Annotated in this window: 17 protein-coding genes; 14 read left to right on the forward strand and 3 right to left on the reverse strand. The window is 38.6% G+C overall.

Annotation, left to right across the window (positions count from 1 at the left end; all coding sequences use genetic code 11):
• Positions 1 to 114 precede the first annotated feature (114 nt).
• Complete coding sequence (locus NE257_RS02345; protein WP_251885728.1) at positions 115 to 297, reverse strand: hypothetical protein; 183 nt, start codon at positions 295 to 297, stop codon at positions 115 to 117.
• 22 nt (positions 298 to 319) lie between these two features.
• The gene (locus tag NE257_RS02350; protein ID WP_251854296.1) at positions 320 to 1,549 is read right to left on the reverse strand and encodes an MFS transporter; all 1,230 of its coding nucleotides are present in this window, start codon (positions 1,547 to 1,549) and stop codon (positions 320 to 322) included.
• 232 nt (positions 1,550 to 1,781) lie between these two features.
• Between NE257_RS02350 and NE257_RS02355 the strand changes: the two genes are divergently transcribed.
• The 8 genes from NE257_RS02355 (at position 1,782) to NE257_RS02390 (ending at position 11,427) form a co-directional block, all read left to right on the forward strand.
• Complete coding sequence (locus NE257_RS02355) at positions 1,782 to 2,438, forward strand: Crp/Fnr family transcriptional regulator (protein ID WP_251885729.1); 657 nt, start codon at positions 1,782 to 1,784, stop codon at positions 2,436 to 2,438.
• Positions 2,439 to 2,467: 29 nt separating this feature from the next.
• Positions 2,468 to 4,057, forward strand: coding sequence for an amidohydrolase (locus NE257_RS02360; RefSeq protein ID WP_251885730.1), 1,590 nt, complete (start codon positions 2,468 to 2,470; stop codon positions 4,055 to 4,057).
• Positions 4,058 to 4,429: 372 nt separating this feature from the next.
• Entirely contained in the window at positions 4,430 to 5,506 is a 1,077-nt protein-coding gene (locus tag NE257_RS02365; protein ID WP_251854299.1) for an ABC transporter ATP-binding protein, read from the forward strand.
• Positions 5,506 to 6,387, forward strand: a complete 882-nt coding sequence (locus NE257_RS02370; RefSeq protein ID WP_251854300.1) for a carbohydrate ABC transporter permease — start codon at positions 5,506 to 5,508, stop codon at positions 6,385 to 6,387. Before NE257_RS02365 ends, NE257_RS02370 begins: the two co-directional genes overlap by 1 nt.
• Before the next feature lies 1 nt (position 6,388).
• Positions 6,389 to 7,207, forward strand: coding sequence for a carbohydrate ABC transporter permease (locus NE257_RS02375; protein ID WP_251851310.1), 819 nt, complete (start codon positions 6,389 to 6,391; stop codon positions 7,205 to 7,207).
• Complete coding sequence (locus tag NE257_RS02380) at positions 7,191 to 8,483, forward strand: MBL fold metallo-hydrolase (protein ID WP_251854302.1); 1,293 nt, start codon at positions 7,191 to 7,193, stop codon at positions 8,481 to 8,483. The genes NE257_RS02375 and NE257_RS02380 overlap by 17 nt, the downstream gene beginning before the upstream one ends.
• A gap of 19 nt (positions 8,484 to 8,502) precedes the next feature.
• Positions 8,503 to 9,795 carry an ABC transporter substrate-binding protein gene (locus NE257_RS02385; protein WP_007208715.1) on the forward strand — a complete coding sequence of 431 codons (1,293 nt, stop codon included), beginning with the start codon at positions 8,503 to 8,505 and terminating at the stop codon, positions 9,793 to 9,795.
• A gap of 75 nt (positions 9,796 to 9,870) precedes the next feature.
• Positions 9,871 to 11,427, forward strand: coding sequence for a bifunctional metallophosphatase/5'-nucleotidase (locus NE257_RS02390; RefSeq protein ID WP_251854303.1), 1,557 nt, complete (start codon positions 9,871 to 9,873; stop codon positions 11,425 to 11,427).
• A gap of 283 nt (positions 11,428 to 11,710) precedes the next feature.
• Here NE257_RS02390 and NE257_RS02395 read toward each other — a convergent pair whose 3' ends face one another.
• Complete coding sequence (locus NE257_RS02395; protein ID WP_251885731.1) at positions 11,711 to 12,823, reverse strand: NAD(P)/FAD-dependent oxidoreductase; 1,113 nt, start codon at positions 12,821 to 12,823, stop codon at positions 11,711 to 11,713.
• Between the two features lie 123 nt (positions 12,824 to 12,946).
• On the opposite strand from NE257_RS02395, the gene NE257_RS02400 reads away from it, so the two are divergent.
• The 6 genes from NE257_RS02400 to uvrC all read left to right on the forward strand — a co-directional run bounded on the left by NE257_RS02400 (position 12,947) and on the right by uvrC (position 19,833).
• The gene (locus tag NE257_RS02400) at positions 12,947 to 13,891 is read left to right on the forward strand and encodes a glycosyltransferase family 2 protein (RefSeq protein WP_251885732.1); all 945 of its coding nucleotides are present in this window, start codon (positions 12,947 to 12,949) and stop codon (positions 13,889 to 13,891) included.
• Between the two features lie 107 nt (positions 13,892 to 13,998).
• Positions 13,999 to 14,439, forward strand: a complete 441-nt coding sequence (locus NE257_RS02405; protein ID WP_251851315.1) for a cell division protein ZapA — start codon at positions 13,999 to 14,001, stop codon at positions 14,437 to 14,439.
• Between the two features lie 16 nt (positions 14,440 to 14,455).
• Entirely contained in the window at positions 14,456 to 15,004 is a 549-nt protein-coding gene (locus tag NE257_RS02410) for a CvpA family protein (protein ID WP_251851316.1), read from the forward strand.
• 123 nt (positions 15,005 to 15,127) lie between these two features.
• Positions 15,128 to 17,491, forward strand: a complete 2,364-nt coding sequence (locus NE257_RS02415; protein WP_251885733.1) for an endonuclease MutS2 — start codon at positions 15,128 to 15,130, stop codon at positions 17,489 to 17,491.
• Positions 17,492 to 17,575: 84 nt separating this feature from the next.
• Positions 17,576 to 17,890 (forward strand): thioredoxin, encoded by a 315-nt coding sequence (gene trxA, locus NE257_RS02420; protein ID WP_251885734.1) that lies wholly within the window; start codon positions 17,576 to 17,578, stop codon positions 17,888 to 17,890.
• 146 nt (positions 17,891 to 18,036) lie between these two features.
• Positions 18,037 to 19,833, forward strand: a complete 1,797-nt coding sequence (gene uvrC / locus NE257_RS02425; RefSeq protein WP_251870233.1) for an excinuclease ABC subunit UvrC — start codon at positions 18,037 to 18,039, stop codon at positions 19,831 to 19,833.
• Positions 19,834 to 19,983 lie beyond the last annotated feature (150 nt).

The raw sequence follows: 19,983 nt of genomic DNA on the forward strand, positions 1-19,983 counted from the left end.
AAACTCAAAAGAATATTTTGCCATAAAAAAACACCCCAAATCTTAGATTTTTAAGTCTAAGATTTGGGGTGCAGAACAGGATGTGCTGTTTTTTTATTTCTAGCGGAACAATTTTTAACCGATAAAGTTGTCGTTTACCACGGCTAATTTTATTAATTGTAGCTCATGATCTGCTATCTCTTGTTCATGTGTTAAGTGATTTGTCGTTTCTTGCATTGTATTTAGACGAGTGTTTAGTTCATCTATTTTACCAAGTAATTGTTGCAATGTAAGAAGAATCTTTTCATCTGTATTCATCTTTCATCCTCATTTCTATTAACTATTTTGCATGTAAATCTTCTTTTGAAAGGATATTCACTTCAATTTTTTCTTCAAGATTTTTTGCTTTATAAAAGACGCGATACAAGACAGTTACGATAATTGGGATGATACCGCAAAAAATATAAATGCCTTGGTAATTTAATACAGAGTGAAGCGCACCAAGTGAGTAAGGGCCAACACCAAGTCCTAAATCAAGACCGATAAAATAAGTCGATAGGGCGACACCAATTCGACTTTGATCCACTGTTTTTAAACATACAGCTTGACCATTTGACATAAATGTTCCATAACCAAGACCAACTAATGCACCAGCGACTAATAACATGACACTATTAAAGGTAACACTTAATAAAAATAAACCAAGTGCTAAGAAGATAAAGCTAGGATACATGACAGAATCCGCACCTTTTGAATCAAAGAGACGACCAGTCATTGGGCGAGTAAACGTAACTGATAACGCATAGACAACGAAGAAGAATGCTCCGGCTGATTCTAATCCTAATTGACCAGCATAAATTGAAAGGAAAGCTAAGACACTAGAGTATGCAAGACCGATTAAGAAACCAATCGAGGAAATGAAAGCGACTTTCTTCTCGATAAAGCTATCCAACGACCATTTTTCCAATGAAGCTCGATGTTCTGGAGTTAACTCGATATTTTTTACTGGGAATAAGAAACAAGCAATACCTGTTAAGAATGCTAGGACTGTTGCAAAAATAATAATAAATTGGAACCCAAAAGAAGGTAATAAAAGCATACCGATAAATGGTCCAGCAGCGGCTGCTAAACTGGTACTTAAGCCATAATAGTTAATGCCTTCTCCGTTCTTAGAAGCTGGGATATAGGCAGTTACGATTGCATTAGCTGCAGTAGAAACCATCCCATATGCAAATCCATTCAAAAAGCGAACTGTATCGAGAATGACGATATTTGCAGAAAATAAATAGGCTGCAGTAGTCACAACGTAAAGGACAGCTCCTAATCGAAGGATAATGCGACGACCTCTAAGCTCTAATATTTTTCCTATATATAGCCGAGCAATCAGTGTCCCAATGATATAAATCCCGGCTGCAAAACCAGCTTGAGCGGTTGATGCACCTAGTTCTTGTGATGCGTATTTTGCTGTGATAACGACAAAGCAATAGTAGATCAGGAAAACGATAAAATTAATTAATGTAATTGTAATAAATCCTTTATTGAATAGCTTGTCTTCCGAATGTTCCTTCATGTTTCTGCCTCTTTCTTTTTTCTTTTTCCAAACTGTTGCCATTAATAGGATTAATGTGAAACTCGTTAGTGAGAATAATATACTGAAAATTTCAGAAATAAAAATGCTGTTATGTAATTGCAAAAAGATAACCTCTTTTAAAAAAAACAAAAAACATCAACAAATGTTATTGCTTTTTCACTAAGAATGCCGTTTAATGACCATATTGAAAGCGAATGAGAGTAGGGACTTTATGGATAAACAAGTATTACGAGATTATTTAGAAACGGGCGGTTTTCCAGTAATTACTAAGAAAAGAAAAAGTTATTTGACTTATGAAGGAATAGAAGATCGCTATGTCTACATTTTGAAAAAAGGCATTATCAAGACTAGCGTCATTTCAAAAGAAGGCCGTGAATTTAATTTACGTTATATGAATAATTTTGAAATTGTCTCTTTATTCAAGGATGAAAGTTCTCAAATGGTCGATGCTCCCTTTAATGTAAGAGTAGAATCTGAAGAAGCTCACCTCTACAAAATTGAACGTGATCAATTTTGGATAGATGTCAATCGGCAGATGCCTTTGCAGCATTATGTTAAGGAATATTACCGGATTAGCTTGATGTATACGATGAAAAAAATGCAACAAATGTTAATGAATGGAAAATTCGGTGCTGTTTGTACGCAAATTAATGAATTATATGAGACATTTGGCAGACCAGTAGAAGAAGGAATCTTAATTGACTTTGAAGTAACCAATGAAGAAATTGCGCGATTCTGTGGGATTACTTCTGCTAGTAGTGTCAATCGTATGATTCAGCGTTTGCGTGAAGAACAAGCAATTAAGATGCAAGATCGAAAAATGATTGTGACCAATATCGACTTGATTCGTCAAAATATTATTTCTTAACTAATGATAGGAAACTGGTGGAGGGGAAAATGAGAAAAATTATTCATTCCAATGCAATATTTGATGTGCATACGGAAACAATATTTAACGGGTATATTGTCGTTATGAACGATGTGATTGAAGCTGTGGTTAACCAAAAGGATTGGACTGATGATTTTTCCGGTGAATTTTTTGAGTTCGGCGACAACATGATTGTCCCAGGTTTTATCGATGCCCATATTCATTTCTACCTTTCTGCTTTGCTCCACAGTGGCAAGATCAAAAGCATCACTGGTCAAAGCGAGGTCGAGGTAGCCAATCAAGTGGACACCATTGCGACAGTGAATGGTTGGAAAATTGGTATTGGTTGGTTTAGTAGCGATTTTGGGCAAAATATTTATCCAACGCATCATTCAATTGATAAAGTGTGTAATGATACACCTGTGATGCTGATTTCTGGCGATGCGCATAGTGTCTGGTTTAATCAGAGCGCACTTGATTCATTAGCTATTACTACCCAAGCTCTACCAACAGACCTAAGTGGTGAAGCGCTACAGGATCAAGATGGTCTGACGGGTTGCTTTACTGAGGCGATTGCCATTCACTATTTAGCGAAAGTTTTGCAGCCATTTAAGAAATCTGCTGCAAAAGATTATCTTACGTATATGAAGCGATTGAATCAAATAGGTATTACATCAATTGCAGACGTAGCACTGTCCGGTGAGAGCTGGGATGAATTTATTTATCCGGAGATTTATGAAGCCATTAAAGGCGAAGCGACGGTTCGGGTTAGTTTTTACCCAGCGATGCGTCAAGAAACCACGCATTTGACTCAATTAGCACATCAATTTCAGGATGACTGGGTTCAATTTGGCGGTGTTAAGCAATTTTTTGATGGTGTTACCAGTACGCATACTGCTTACTTAAAGCAAGAATATGCGACACCGTATTTTAAAAATGATGTTGGTGGCCCACTTTTGCCTATCGAAAAAATGCGCGCGTTAATCTTGCAAGCCAATCAAATGGGTTGGCCTATTCGGATTCATACAATTGGAGATCAAGCAATCCACAGTGCCTTATGTTTTTATCAAGAAAGCGCGCAGATGTATCCTTTAAAATCCGGTGTTTACAATACATTGGAACATCTTGAAGTAATGGATCCAAATGATCTACCACTTACGGATCAAGAACACTTAGTTATTTCGGTACAACCAAGTCATTTGCTAGTTGGATATGAAACGCTTGATGAAGAAGTGGGACCAGATCGTGCAAGTAAGATGTTTCCATTTCATTCACTGCTACGTGCGAACGGTCGTCTAGCTTTTGGTACGGATTCACCCGTCGTTGTTGATGTCACACCGATGGACACAATCTACTATGCTAGTTCACGACGCGGGAAGAATGGTCTTCCTGAACAACCGTTGATGCCACATGAAAAATTAACAGTTGGACAAGCTATCGTAGCACATACGCTAGGAGCTGCGAAGGCGATAAGCCGGGAAGATCTAGGAGAAATTTCATCAGGAAAAAAAGCAGATTTATGCGTGTTATCGAAAAATTTATTGGCTCTTCAAGACAATGAATGGTCAGATTGTTCGGTTTTACGAACGATGATTAGTGGAAATTGGGTATGGATGTAAGAAAAACTTTACAAAATTTACATATTTGGTATGAAAAACTAAAAAAAGGTACTTGAAAGAGTGCTTCTTTAATGAGAAAATGAAATCTTACAGGAATTCATTCGTAATTGACGAGGATTTATTCGATGTAAGCTGGGTAATATTGCCTAGATAATACTTGAAAGTGGTGATGTTTTCGTATATCTAGACAATAAAGTTGCTCAGCTTTTTTGCGTTGTTTTTCTTAACAATTAGACTTTTTTGACGAATAATCATTAATTTTTTTTGCTTGTTTTTAGTTAGAAGCATTCATTAACGGATTATAAAAATGTTTTTTTGTTCATTGTTCGTATTTTTAACACGTTTTATCACGATTAATTTGGAGGGTGTCACATGATTGAAGTTATCGACTTAAATAAGATGTTCGATAATGGGTTCGAAGCATTAAAATCAGTAAGTTTTACAATAGAAAAAGGGGATTTGGTCTGTTTATTAGGCCCAAGTGGATGTGGAAAATCAACAATTTTGAATTTGATTGCTGGATTACTTACACCAACTAATGGCGAGATAAAATTTAATGGATTTTCTGTTGTAAAAACAGAACCAAAAGATCGAAATATTGGCTTTGTTTTCCAAAACTATGCCCTTTACCCACACATGACTGTACTAGAAAATATTATGTTCCCTTTAACAGTAGGGAAAAAGAAGTTGTCCAAAGCTGAAGCAAAAGAAATTGCTGAAGAATATATGAAACTAACCAATATTGAAGAATTAAGTAATAAAAAACCAGGTACATTATCCGGTGGCCAACAACAACGGGTGGCAATTACTAGAGCATTGGTACAGAAACCAGATGTCTTGTTACTAGATGAGCCATTAAGTAACTTAGATGCGCGTCTCCGTTTAAAAATTCGGGAAGAAATTCGCCGCTTGGTCAAGGAAGTGGGCATTACCACGATTTTCGTGACTCATGACCAAGAGGAAGCTCTATCAATCAGTGATAAGATTATCTTGTTGAATGAAGGTGTCATTCAACAAAACGATGATCCACAAAACTTATATTTAGATCCTGCTAATTTGTTCGTCGCTCAATTTATTGGGAATCCGATTATTAATGTCTTACCAGTTTCTGTTGAAAATGGGCGAATGAAACATGATCTTTTTGAATTGTCGACTAATCATTTTTCAGATGAAAGTTTGAAAGAACCTATTGTTGATGGACAATATTTTATTGGTATTCGTCCTGAAGATGTGCTGCTAACCACAGTTGATAATGGAATCTTTCAGCGTGAAATCGTATCAGTTGAATTAATTGGGCGAGAAAGAATTCTCAATTTCGACGGCCAAGATATTCGAATGAAGTCTATCGTAAGCATCGAAACCGATGTCAATGAAGGCGATGTTGTTACATTTGATTTTGCATATAACAAGTTATTTATTTTTAAAGAAAATGGAGAACGAATACACTAATGAAGAAGAAAAATTATAATCCGGAAAACCAACCCAAGGCATGGTTCTTCCTGTTGCCTTCTTTGTTGGTTATTGTGTTGTTTAGTATTTACCCATTATTTCGCTCTTTATTTATGAGTTTTCAAAAAGGAACGCTGATTAATCAAGAGTACGCGGGCTTACAAAATTACCAAATGGTTCTAAAAGATCCAGTATTCTTTAAAGCAATTAGAAATACAGCCATTTACGCGTTTTCGGTCGTACCGATTGCACTAATTTTGTCACTAGGTATTGCTTGGGTCATTTTTGAAAAAGTAAAATTTAAAAGCTTTTTTGAGACAATATTCTTTATGCCATATGTGACTAGCACGATTGCCATTGGGATTGTTTTTCGCTATTTTTTTAACGGGGATTACGGAATTATTAATTACATCTTAGGTATTTTTGGTATTCCAGCTGTAAATTGGTTGGATAGTATCCAAATGAGTATGCCGACGTTAATTATTTTCGGGGTATGGACGAGTTTGGCTTTTAATATCATTATCTTATTATCTGGCTTACGAAATATTGACGAAGAGCACTACAAAATTGCTAAAATGTTCGGCGCAACTGATGGAGAGATTTTCCGAAGAATTACCTTTCCGCAATTAGTCCCAACGATTACCTTTCTTTTGACTGTTAACTTAATCGGATCATTTAAGGTATATACGCAAGTTTATGCTTTGTTCGGAGGAAAAGCTGGCATTGCCAATAGTGCAACAACGGCCGTCTATTACATTTATGATAAATTCCATGTTGCCAATCGACCAGGTATAGCAATGGCAGCCACTGTGATTTTATTTCTTTTGATTTTAGTTGTTACTTTCTTACAAAATAAACTAATGAAGAGAGTGGGGCGCTAAGATGAAAAAAATAATTACAATTGCTAGTTATCTATTTATTTTCTTATTGGGGATTACGACATTGTTTCCATTCGTTTATATGTTATTAGCTGGTCTGATGTCATATAGCGAGGTGACAAGTATTCCGCCAACCTTGATACCCAAAAATTTCCAATGGGCAAACTATGCGGAAGTATTTGAAAAGGCACCGTTCCTTCGTTACTTTATTAATACTGTAATCGTATCACTAGCGACCACTGTTGCAACGGTACTGACATCGATTTTTGCAGCATTTGCATTGAGTAGTCTTAAGTTTCGATTTAAGGGTCTAGTAGTCGGTGTGATGGTTTCTTTATTAATGGTACCTTATGAATCCATTATCTTTACGAACTATAATACAATTGCCCAATTAGGCCTGTTAGATACGTATACGGCATTGATTATTCCATTTTTAACAAGTATTTTTTATATATACTACTTGATGGGGTATCTAAAAGGAATTCCTGACACGTATTATAAGGCAGCTAAGATAGATGGGGCTTCGGACTTAGAGTTCATTTGGAGAATACTAGTACCCATGTCTAAACCAGCTCTTGTTACAGTGGCAATCTTGACATTTATTTCTAGTTGGAACTCTTTCTTGTGGCCATTATTGGTAACAAATAGTAGTGACTTACGTCTGTTAAATAATGGACTATCTGCGTTTGCAACAGAAAGTGGAAGTGATGTGCAACTACAAATGGCGGCGGCAACAATTACCGTAGTTCCAATATTAATCATCTATCTTATCTTCAGAAAAGAAATCATACGAGGAGTCGCAAAAAATGGAATTAAAGGATAAAACAAAAATTACCTTCCATAGTGGTATTTTGACCATTGGTGGTACGGTCATTGAGATTGCCTATAAAGATGCGCATATTTTCTTTGATTTTGGTACTGAATTTCGACCAGAGTTGGCATTGCCAGATGAACAGTTACAGACACTGGTGGACAATGGCTTAGTCCCACAGTTAAAAAATATCTATGACCCGAGATTAGCCTATAGCTATCAAGGTGAAGAAAATCAGACATTTCGCCATACAGCGGTCTTTTTATCGCATGTACACTTGGATCATTCCAAGATGATCAACTATTTAGATCCGGCGATTCCGTTGTACACCTTAAAGGAATCCAAAGATATTCTTACTTTCCTGAATCGAGAGGGTGAATTTCTTTTACCTTCTCCATTCGAGGAAACTAATTACACCCGGCCAATGATTGGATTGGAAAAAGGTGCGATGATTCAAGTTGGAGAAATTCAAGTTGAAGTCGTGCCCGTTGATCATGATGCATATGGTGCGAGTGCGTTATTAATCCACACTCCAGATTCATTTATTACTTATACGGGTGATTTACGACTTCATGGTCATAACTCGGAAGACACGAAGCGTTTTTGTGAAAAGGCGAAACACACAGATATCTTGATGATGGAGGGGGTAAGCATTAGCTTCCCTGAAAGACCGACTGATCCAAAACAAATCAAAATCATGAGTGAAGAAGATCTCGTTCAGCAGATGGTGCGACTAGTTGATGCCAATCAAAATCGACAAATCACTTTTAATGGGTATCCGGCAAATGTGTTGCGCTTTGAAAAAATTGTCGATGCTAGTCCAAGAACAGTCGTGCTTGAAGCAAAAATGGCGGCATTAATCTTAGAGGTGTTGGGGAAGCAAGTCGCGTACTATTACTTGCCACATGATAAAGAAATTACCCATTTAGATAAGAAACTTGAAATTTCCTACGAAGTATTGCGAAATGACCAAAGCCAGTATTTATGGCAAGTAGTCGATCATTTTGAGGAATTACTTCCAAATGGATTATATATTCATAGTGATGCGCAGCCATTGGGAGAGTTTGATCCAAATTATCGAATTTTCCTTGATTTACTGTCAAGTCATCAAATCGAATTTGTTCGGTTAGCTTGTTCAGGACATGCATTTCCAGATGATTTAAAACAAATCATTGCATGGATTGAACCCAAATGTTTGGTTCCTATCCATACGCTTCATCCAGAAAAACTGGAGAATCCGTTTGGTGAAAGAATACTGCCACACCGTGGTGAGTCACTATACTTATAATTTTTAAGGAGAGAGAAAAATGAAAATCAAAAGTTTGGCAACAATCGCACTTACAGCAATTGCAACAGTTTCGTTAGCAGCATGTGGGAGCAAAACTGAATCAAGTGATTCAGCAGAGAAATCTGGGGACAAAATTGTTACTAAATTAGATGGCACGACCACCATTACCTTTTGGCATGCAATGGCAGGTGGCCAAGGGGAAGCGTTAGAAAAAATCACGAAAGAATTTATGGAAAAAAATCCATCTATTAAAGTTACGCTACAAAACCAATCTTCATACAGTGATTTACAAGCGAAAATCAATTCTACTCTTCAATCGCCAAAAGACTTACCAACGATTACCCAAGCGTATCCGGGTTGGTTATACAGTGCAGCATCGGATGATATGCTAGTCGATCTTGATTCTTATATTTCCAATGATACAATTGGTTGGGGCGACCAAGAAAAAATCACGTCATCTTTACTTGAAGGTGCCCAAATTGAAGGCAAACAATATGGTATCCCATTTAACAAATCAACGGAAATGCTCTTTTATAATGCGGACATGCTAAAAGAATATGGTGTGGAAGTACCCACGACAATGGAAGAATTAAAAGAAGCTGCTAAGACCATTTATGAAAAATCAAATGGCGAAGTTGTCGGAGCTGGTTTTGATTCACTTAATAACTATTATGCAATCGGTATGAAAAATGAAGGCGTTGATTTCAATAAAGATTTGAAACTAACAAGTAAAGCATCAAAAGAAGTAATCTCATACTATGGCGAAGGCATTGATAAAGGCTACTTCCGTGTTGCTGGCTCGGATAAATACCTTTCTGGTCCTTTTGCAAACAAAAAAATTGCTATGTATATTGGTTCTAGTGCAGGCGAAGCTTATACAGCCAAAGATACAAAAGGTAAATTTGAATACGGTGTTGCTGCAAGACCAAGTGAATACAACTTACAACAAGGAACAGATATTTATATGTTTGCCAATGCGTCTGCAGAACAACGTACAGCTGCCTTTGAATTTATGAAATATTTAGCGTCACCAGATGTTCAATCTGAATGGGCGTTAGCTACAGGTTACATGCCAGTTGTCGATTCTGTCATGAACAGCGATTCTTATAAGAATGCTTCTGATATGAAAGTGCCAGCTGCAATTGCCGATGCAACGAAAAAACTATTTTCAATTCCGGTTGAAGAAAATGCGGATTCTGCTTATAGCGAAATGAGAGTCATCATGGAAAATATTTATGCAAATCCATTTAAAGATGAAGACAAAATTATTAAAGATTCTGTTTCAGAATTAGAACAAGTGTGGAATCAATAATCTTTTTAAAAGCGAAAGATGGTTCAAGAGCATAGCTTTTGGCCATCTTTTTTTATTAAATCTAGAGGTGAAAAAATGAACGTAACAATTCTTGCAACAAGTGATATGCACGGCTATATCATGCCAACCAATTTTTCTGAGAAAGAAATGAATCTACCATTTGGAACAGCCAAAGTCGCAACCGTGCTCGATCAATTAAAGCGACAAGCAAAAGGGCCGGTTATTCAAATTGAAAACGGCGACTTTATTCAAGGATCACCGCTCAGCTATTTTATTCGAAAGAATGAATCCATTGGCGTTCAAGCATTAACAGCAGTTCCTAATCAGCTAGGCTATGATGTTGGTGTTGTGGGCAATCATGAATTTAACTACGGACAAGAATACTTAAAAGAAGCTATTACTAGCTATAATTATCCCGTTTTAGCAGCGAATGTGGTCGATGACGACGGCCAGCATGTACTTGGTGATCCGTATGTCATCATTGAAAAAGAAGGAGTCAAGATTGCGATACTGGGTGTCGTCACTCAATACATTCCTAAATGGGAACAGCCAGCTACAATTAAAGGCTTACACTTCTTAAGCCTAGTAGAAACAGCTCAAAAATATGTGCCAATCTTAAGAGAGCAAGCAGATGTCGTTATTGTGAGCTATCACGGTGGTTTTGAACGTGACCTAGAGACCGGGAAGCCGACTGAGCTACTTACGGGGGAAAATGAAGGCTATGAATTGTTGCAACATGTTCCAGGGATTGATGCGTTGGTTACTGGTCATCAGCATCGCGAACTGGCGGGTAAACTAAATGGCGTACCTTATATCCAACCGGGGTACCGCGGCGCATTCGTAGGTAAAATTGAACTAACGGTAGAAGAAGCAGCTGATGGCTACAAAGTGACTGATAGCCAAGCAGTAATCGTAGCGACTGGCGAAGAAGAACCCGCAAAAGAAATCGTGAGTTTGATTGCTGATGTCAGTAATGAAACCGAGCAATGGCTAGATCAAACATTGGGAACGGTAAATGGCGACATGACCATTCAGGATCCGAACCAAGCGCGATTAATTGAGCATCCATATGTGGAATTTATTAATCGTGTTCAGATGGAGGCAAGTGGTGCACCGATCTCGGCGACAGCTTTGTTTAACAATGAAGGGAAAGGGTTCCGTTCGACAATTACGATGCGCGATGTGATTACAAACTATATTTATCCTAATACATTAGCCGTCCTTAAATTATCTGGCAAAGAATTGAAAGCCGCATTAGAGAAAACGGCAGATTTCTTTGTTTTACAAGATGGAAACATTGTTTTTAATCCAATCTATATCGAACCAAAACCGCAGTACTATAATTATGATATGTATGAAGGCATTGACTACACAATTGACTTTACGAAACCAAGTGGTCAACGAATCGTACGATTGCAATACCAAGGGAAAGATTTGGCTGATAACCAAGAGGTCGAAGTCGTTACCAATCAATACCGAGCAGTCGGTGGAGGAAACTACGACATGTTTGGACCGGAAAAAATTGTTCGTGAGGTCCAAATCGATATGACCGAATTAATTGCTGAATACCTACGCAAAAATCCAGTAATAGAAGCTAAAGCGAATCAAAATTTTCAAGTTTTACCGAAATAATAAAGGTTGAGACAGAATCATTCAGCCACAAAAAAGCCATAAATCCGGAAGGTGTTTTTCAAACTTTTGGATTTATGGCTTTTTTGTAGCGCTAGTTTTGTTTGAATCTAGTAGCAAAAAAGTTTAGTCATCCCCTTTTTGCTCAGAGCTATTCGCTTTAGTCACAACCTCTTATAAACGGTGTTCAAAAGCAGCTCTCTTTGCAATAAGTCAAAACTAGTCAAAAATTGGAGGAGCAATTTTCGCTATTTTTGATCTTGTTGCTCGGAGCTGGTCGCTTTAGTCACAACCTCTTATTTAGATAGTTCGTTAGAGGTTTTTGATAGGGGTCCATTTGTGGTTTAGCTTGGGCAATTGCTTGCGCCAATAAATAACCTATATAAGGTCCGGTGGTTAGACCAGATGACCCTAGCCCACTAGCTACGATAAGCGTGGGTTCTTCATCAAGTGCGCCAAAAAATGGGGCAAAATCTGCTGTATAGGCGCGTGTGCCGACTTGATAGGTTACTGGATAGTCTTCAAGTGTTAGCCTATCATCGATGAATGGTGTGATACCAGTCGCTAAAGATTGATACGCTTCGCTAGTTGGTGTCAAATCCCAGCCAGCCTCATTCTCGTGAGTCGCACCGACGAGTAGCTTGCCGTGCCCAAATGGAATGAAGTCAGCCTCGCCATCAAGCATGGCAACTGGCCATTGAGATGAGTCTTTAAAGGGTGTTTGAAAACAAAGTAGTTGTCCTTTTTGGGGTCGAATATCAACATCGTAACCCAGCGGTGATAACAATTTTTTTAGGTGAGGACCTGGGCTTAATAGGACGGTATCATATGTGGCCGTGTGACGATCCGTTTTGACTTGCCAGAAATCTGATGCTTTTTCAAGTGTGGCATATGAATCGACAAACGTGACCTGATTGGCCGTAGCTTTTTGTTTGACGTGTTGCAAGTAGGCGGCACCGTCTAAGCGACCGCCTCCCGTCAGATAAAGAGCAGGCATTTCTTTTAGAACTGGCAACAAACGCTTTGTCTGTTGACCAGTTAAAAGTTGAATCTCTCCCATATCAGGAGCGTCTTTTATCCGCTCATGTGCCAAGTCTTCTAGTGAGGAAAGTGAATCTTCAGGTCGCACAAGAAGGACACCTGATTTGGAAAAGATGGTATCAGGTAAAGACAAATCCACGACTAATTTTTGATAAAAATGGGCACCATCTTTGGCTAATTGGTACCATTTTTTATTTCTTCGTTTGGATAGCCAAGGTGAAATAATCCCCGCGCTTGCTCGTGTCGCCTGCCCTTGTGGAAAATCATAAACCGTTATGTGATCATTTGTTAATTGACTTAGGTAAAAAGCAGCCGTAGTACCAATGATACCGCCGCCAATGATTGCAATTTTTTTCATCGTTTTGCGCTCCTTTAACGTATGCATCATGCCATATTTTTATTTTGATGTCAAAAGTTGCAAGAAATGATATCATTTAGTGAGATTACTGAAACCAAGTGCGATACCTAAAGGAGTGTCTATATGAAATTATCCATTATTATACCTTGTTATAATGAACAAGAATCATTGCCATTATTTTTTGCAGAGACGCAAAAGCAATTACAGAAACTTGCTGTCACACCCGAATATATCTTTGTTAATGACGGATCGACGGACCAAACATTGTCAGAGCTAAAGAAAATGCATAAACAAGAACCAACAATCGTCCATTTCATTGACTTTTCAAGAAATTTTGGTAAAGAGGCGGCCATCTATGCTGGGCTACAAGCTGCGACAGGGGATCTTGTGACACTGATGGATGCGGATTTACAAGACCCACCAGAGCTATTACCGGAGATGTACCGACTTATAACGGAAGAAGGGTATGACTGCGTCGGCACGCGTCGCAAAAGTAGAGACGGCGAACCACCAATCCGCAGCTTCTTTGCGAAAGGCTTTTATTGGCTAATAAATAAAATTTCGAAAACGTCAATGGTCAGTGGCGTGAGAGACTTTCGTTTAATGACTCGCCAAGTTGTAGATGCGATTTTGCAGATGGGTGAGTACAATCGTTTTTCGAAAGGGATTTTTAGTTGGGTCGGTTTTAAAACCACGTATTTGACTTATAAGAACAAAGAACGAGTTGCTGGGGAAACTTCTTGGTCGTTTTGGAGTCTTTTTCGCTATTCTTTAGAAGGAATTATTGACTTTTCAAATGTGCCCTTGCAATTGGCCGCTTGGGGTGGCATCTTTTCTTGTTTTTTAGCAGTCCTTATTATTGTAGTGATCGTTATTCGAACGCTCGTATTCGGTGACCCGACTTCTGGTTGGCCTTCAATGGTATCAATTATCCTCTTTTTAGGAGGATTACAACTATTTTTTATAGGCATATTAGGACAATATATCGGGAAAATTTACTTAGAAGTGAAAAAAAGACCAGTTTATCTAATTAGAGAAACGGATTTAAATCATCCCAACAAGGACTAGCAAGTCAAAAGATATGACTATTAAAAATGAACATTTTCCATTATAATAGAAAGCAGTTGTGATGAGAGAGTATCAATCTCATTGTTGTTTAGGAGGAAAAAGAAAACATGGCGGTGCAAAAGAAACGATATAAAGCAGTTATTGATCAACAAACGTATACCATAATTGGTACACAAAGTACCCAGCATATGGATATGGTGACCCAATTAGTCAATGATCAATTACAGGAGCTATATGCGCTTGCCCCTCAAATGGAGAAGGAACAGGCAGCTATCTTAATGGCGGTTAATGCAATTTCAGACCAATTGATGAAGCAAGAAGAAATTTTGGTACTAAAACAACAATTGGCTGAATTAAAGAAAACTGCCATCCGGGCGACTGAACTAGAAAACAAGTTAAAACGAATCGAGGCCATTGAGCAAGAAGCGAAGGCCGTCCTAGAAAAAAATGGTCAAAAAGATACAACGATTCACAACCATTTAGAAGCACAACAAATTTTAAATGAAGAGCGTAAACGCACGATCAAAGAAAAAACGGCACACACATAAAAGCGAGGGACGTTGAATGATAGGAATTTTATTACTGGTAGTGTTTGTACTTGCTTTCTACAATGGCGCAAGAAGAGGAACTGCATTGCAAGGCATTCATCTCATTGGCTTTATCATAAGTTTGTTTATTGCAAAAAACATGTATGAAGCTATCGGCAAAAAAATTGAATTATATGTTCCGTACATGTCCGTGACTGAGGATACGAAAATGGTGTTTTTTACGCAGCAACAGTCGTTTGATTTGGATCACTCCTTTTATGCCGCGTTCGCGTATATTTGTCTCGTGATTCTTGCATGGTTTGTTGTGAAATTTTTGGCGGTCTTCTTTATAGGCCTCCGCTATACCAAGCTTTTCGGTAAGATTGACTGGATTATTAGTGGACTACTAAATGTGGGGATGGTCTATGTCTTACTCTTTTTCATCGTATTTTTGCTTGCATTGATACCGATCGACTTTTTACAAAATTTAATGGACAAAGGCACTATCGGACACTTCATTTTCAAAAACACACCAGTTCTTTCGGATTACTATTATCAAATGTGGATTACTGATATTATAGGTTAGATGTATGATGGACAACATTGCAAGAGTGGTTCCGAATAATTGCTCGTTTTTCCAATATATAGTTGGAAAAAGTGGGCGTTATTCGGTTCTTTATTATTTATTACAAAGATTGTAGGTGAAAAAATGAATCCAAGAATATTGCAGACACTTGAGTTTCAACAAGTAAAAAATCAAGTGAAGCCATTCTTAACTACGGCTCAGGGCCAGATTGCATTGACTGACCTTTTGCCTTCAAATAAAGAAAACAAAATTCAAGAACGTCTTTTTGAGACCGAGGATGCCATACATGTACTACGATTGCGTGGTGGCATTCCTGTTCCAAAATTAGAAAATATTGCTCCTCACTTAAAACGGATCGAAATCGGTGCTGATCTGAATGGTCTTGAAGTGGCGCAAATTGCTAGAGTATTAAGCTCGACGAATCAGGTCTCAGCTTTTTTTAGTGAGTTACAAGAGCTCGAAATTGACTTTCATCGCTTGTATGACTGGGTAGAACAACTGGTTGTTTTACCTGAGTTAACAAAGCAAATGACACGTGCTGTCGATGAAGATGGTCGGGTAACAGATGAAGCTTCTCCTGAATTGAAAGGGATTCGTCAAGGAATCCGCCGTATGGAACAAAACATTCGAGAAGCACTCGATCAGCTAGTACGAGGAAGCCATGCGAAGTATTTGAGTGATGCGTTAGTCACGATGAGAAATGATCGCTATGTTTTGCCAGTGAAGCAAGAATACCGAGGTATTTTCGGCGGCGTCGTTCATGATCAAAGTGCATCTGGCCAGACTTTATTTATTGAGCCTAAGCAGATTGTTGAACTCAACAATCGCTTGCGTCAACAGCAAATTGCAGAAAAAAATGAAGTGGCGCGTATTCTTTCAGAATTATCTGCACTACTAGTTCCTCATCGTAGAGAAATTGCGCATAATTCCTATGTGCTAGGACAATTTGATGTCATGAATGCAAAAGCCCGTTACGGCAAACTGATGAAAGCCATCGTGCCGACGATGAGTATAGACAGAGAAGTGCAATTACTAAAAGCTCGCCATCCATTGATTGATCAAGAAGTCGTTGTGGCAAATGATATTATGATTGGAAAAGACTATCAAGCTATCGTGATTACTGGCCCCAATACAGGTGGGAAGACAATCACTTTGAAGACCCTTGGCTTATTGCAGCTAATGGCTCAGGCCGGATTGCCTATTCCAGTAGAGGAAGGCAGCCAAATAGGCGTATTCGCTGAAATTTTTGCTGATATTGGCGACGAACAGTCTATTGAACAGAACTTATCGACATTTTCTTCCCATATGACCAACATCGTGTCTATTTTAGACAAAATTGATGAGAAAAGTTTGGTATTATTCGATGAGCTAGGTGCGGGGACCGATCCACAAGAGGGGGCAGCCTTGGCCATTGCAATCTTGGATGCAGTCGGAGCGAAATCATCCTATGTTATGGCAACGACCCATTATCCAGAATTAAAAATATATGGCTACAATCGCGCGAAGACAATCAATGCGTCGATGGAATTCGATGTAGATACCCTAAGCCCAACGTATCGGCTGTTAATTGGGGTACCTGGTCGCAGTAATGCCTTTGAAATTTCAAAACGCTTGGGCTTAGATACCACCATAATTGAGGAAGCAAAGCAAATTATGAGCGGAGAAAGCCAAGATATTAATGAAATGATTGCTGATTTAGAAAATCAACGAAAAATGACGGAAACCGAATATTTGGAATTACGTCAACAATTGCAAGAATCTGAGAAGTTGCAAAAAGAGCTGACCAAAGCGACGGAATTATTTTACCAAGAGCGCGACGATGAACTCGCAAAAGCCCGCAAAAAAGCCAATGAGCTAGTTGAAGAGGCTCAGGAGAAATCTGACCGCATTATTAAAGAATTACGACAAATGCAACTGGAAGGTCAAGCGACACCAATCAAAGAACATCGTTTGATTGCAGCGAAGACCAAGATGGCGAGTCTCCACCAAGAAGACGCATTGAAGAAAAATAAAGTATTGAAAAAGGCGAAAGCCGCCAAGTCCTTGAAAGTAGGCGATGAAGTCCGCGTTATTTCTTATGGTCAACGAGGGGAACTGATTAAAAAAGTCGGTAATCACCAGTGGCAAGTCCAAATGGGTATTTTAAAAATGACCATTGACGACACAGATATCGAAGCCCTCGTTGCGCCAAAGCAACCGACGCAACGAACGGTTCATACTGTGCGCTCCCAACAAGCAGCACACGTATCGCCGCAGCTTGACCTAAGAGGAAAACGCTACGAGGAAGCCTTAGCCCAAGTCGATCAATATTTGGATGCGGCCATTCTTGCTAACTATCCACAAGTCACCATCGTTCATGGAAAAGGGACTGGTACATTGCGTCAAGGAATCGTGAACTACTTAAAGAATCATCGAAGTGTCAAACACTTTGAATTCGCACCAGCCAACCAAGGTGGCAATGGGGCAACCATCGTTCAGTTTAAGTAATTCTTACAAATGATAAGCAAATATTTTTTTGTTCTGAGAACTTGATGCTATACTACTAGTAGTAAATAAATGGAGGAATTAATTATGCTAACAAATATTACCGATGCTACATTTACTGAAGAAACAGATAAAGGTCTTGTATTAATTGATTTTTGGGCAACATGGTGTGGCCCTTGCCGGATGCAAGCACCGATTTTAGAGCAATTAGCAAATGAATTCGATGAAGAAGAATTGAAAATTGTCAAAATGGATGTTGATGAAAACCCAGAAACTCCGGCATCATTTGGCATTATGAGTATCCCAACATTGGTTCTAAAAAAAGATGGCCAAATGGTGGAAAAAGTGGTGGGCGTTCATACGAAAGATCAACTAGAAGAATTGGTAAAAAGCTACCAATAATTGATTGCAGTTGTGACAAAAAGCATTTAGTTCGTGTAAGTTGCTTTTGTAATACTATTTGTGTTTAAGGGAGTGTGACGGATGTGTGTCACACTCCCTTCTTGATTTTTTGATTATGGTATACTGATGAAGAAGAAGGTGAGCAAATGAATGAGCAGATTCGACATAAACTAGCCTTATTACCCGATCAACCTGGCTGTTATCTGATGAAGGATAAGAATGGAACAATCATTTATGTTGGAAAAGCAAAAATCTTAAAAAATCGTGTCCGTTCCTATTTTACTGGAAGCCATGACACCAAGACAGAGCGGCTAGTGAGTGAAATTGTCGATTTTGAATACATTGTTACAGAATCAAATATTGAAGCGTTGGTCTTAGAAATTAATTTAATCCAACAAAATAATCCTAAATATAATATTATGCTAAAAGATGATACCTCATATCCGTTTATAAAAATCACAAATGAGGCCTATCCAAGATTACTAATTACGAGAAAAGTACTGAAAGACAAAGCCTTTTACTTTGGTCCGTACCCGGATGTGCGTGCAGCGAATGAGACAAAAAAATTACTTGACCGGCTGTTTCCGTTTAGAAAATGCAAAGTGTTACCCAAAGATGTCTGCTTGTATTACCATATGGGGCAATGCTTAGCGCCGTGTGTCTTTGATATTCCGAAAGAGACATACACGAAAATGGCAATTGAAATTCGGCGCTTTTTAAATGGTGGCCATGCACAAATTCAAAAAATGCTAACACAACGGATGGAAGATGCTGCTGAGCGTCTTGAATTTGAGAAGGCAGCCGAATATCGAGACCAGATTCAGGCGATTGAGACAGTGATGACGCGACAAAAAATGACACAGACTGACCTTGTTGATCGAGATGTTTTTGGTTACGACATTTTAAATGGCTGGATGTGCGTGCAAGTATTCTTTATTCGACAAGGAAAAGTAATCGAACGTGATGTCTCGATGTTTCCTTTTTATAATGATGCACCAGAAGATTTTTTGACATTCATTGGCCAATTTTATCAAGAGAATGCCCATTTTATCCCAAAAGAAGTATTAATTCCTGCTGACATCGATCAGGAGAGTGTAAAAGCCATTGTTCCGACAAGAATTACGCAGCCACAACGGGGAGAAAAGAAAAAGTTAGTCGATTTGGCGGGAAAGAATGCGAAGATTTCACTGACAGAAAAATTTGAATTAATCCAACGTAAGGAAGAGCGGACGATTGGTGCAATTGATAAGCTCGGTCAAGCGATGAATATTCCTAAGCCAATCCGTATCGAAGCCTTTGATAATTCCAATATTATGGGGACCAATCCTGTTTCGGCGATGGTTGTCTTTGTAGATGGCAAACCAGCAAAAAAAGAATACCGGAAATACAAAATCAAGACCGTCGTTGGTCCGGATGATTATGCATCTATGCGTGAAGTTATCTACCGACGCTATGCCCGTGTCTTAAAGGAAAATTTGCCGCTACCTGATTTGATTATTATTGATGGTGGAAAAGGCCAAGTCGATGTCGCCAAAGATGTCTTAGATAACCAATTAGGTCTAGACATCCCCATCGCTGGTCTTGCTAAAAATGATCAGCACAAAACGAGCGAGTTACTATTCGGATCACCACTACAAGTAATTCCATTGCCACGAAATTCAGCGGAGTTTTTTCTGTTGCAACGGATCCAAGATGAAGTGCACCGCTTTGCAATTACCTTTCATCGTCAACTTAGAAGCAAAAATAGTTTTGCTTCTCGATTGGATGATATTGCCGGACTTGGACCAAAGCGAAAAAAAGAATTACTCAAACAATTTAAATCATTGAAAAAAATCGAAGAAGCGACCATCGAGGAACTCCAACAAGTCGGACTTCCAAGACCAGTAGCTGAAACTCTTTACCAAAAACTTCATGAACAGAAAGCTACAGATAAGCAAGAATAAAAATTTTGAGATAGCAGTAACTACAAGCAAAAGCCCATGCAAGCCAAAATTACGAGAATCAACTTCGGGATTTCATGGGCTTTTTACTTGTATCTACTGCTATCTCAGCTTTGTTTATGAGTACGATGCCCACCAGATAGTTACATTGTC

The organism is Enterococcus italicus, assembly GCF_023743875.1.
Classification (GTDB): domain Bacteria; phylum Bacillota; class Bacilli; order Lactobacillales; family Enterococcaceae; genus Enterococcus_G; species Enterococcus_G italicus.